At 47.7% G+C, this 509-nt stretch carries 1 protein-coding gene; it reads right to left on the reverse strand.

The window, feature by feature from the left end:
* On the reverse strand, positions 1–509 hold a 509-nt coding region (locus R7Q46_RS30530; protein ID WP_318078760.1), incomplete at both ends, for a prephenate dehydratase domain-containing protein.

Genomic DNA, 509 nt, shown 5'->3' on the forward strand with positions numbered 1-509 from the left:
GCATTTCGGTTGAGCCTAGGTGCGCTTCTAGATCAACGTAGAACATTTCTTCCCACGGATTACCCATGATTGGACGCGATTCTAACTTAGTCATATTGATGCCGTAGCGTTGCAGTACCAGTAGAGTTTCAACCAATGAGCCCGCTTCCTGGGAGGTCGACATAATCAACGTCGTTTTGGCTGGAATTTGTGTTGAGACTTCAACTGGTTTACGCGCGACGACAATAAAGCGTGTGTGGTTTTCGGTTTGGTTTGCGATGTTGCCTTGGATCGCTTGCAGGCCGTACAACTTACCACTTGAAGCATTACCAATTGCGGCCACATCATCACGATTCATCTCTTGGACTTTTTGCATCGCGTCTGCTGTGCTTGCGCAAGACTCAAGTTTCACGCTTTTCATACGGCTTAAGAATTCGCTGCACTGTTGGTGCGGTTGCGGATGCGAGTACAGTGTTTTGATGTCTTCGAGGCGAATGTCTTTTGTTGCAACTAAGCAGTGCTCGATAGGT

The organism is Vibrio sp. 811 (assembly GCF_033339195.1).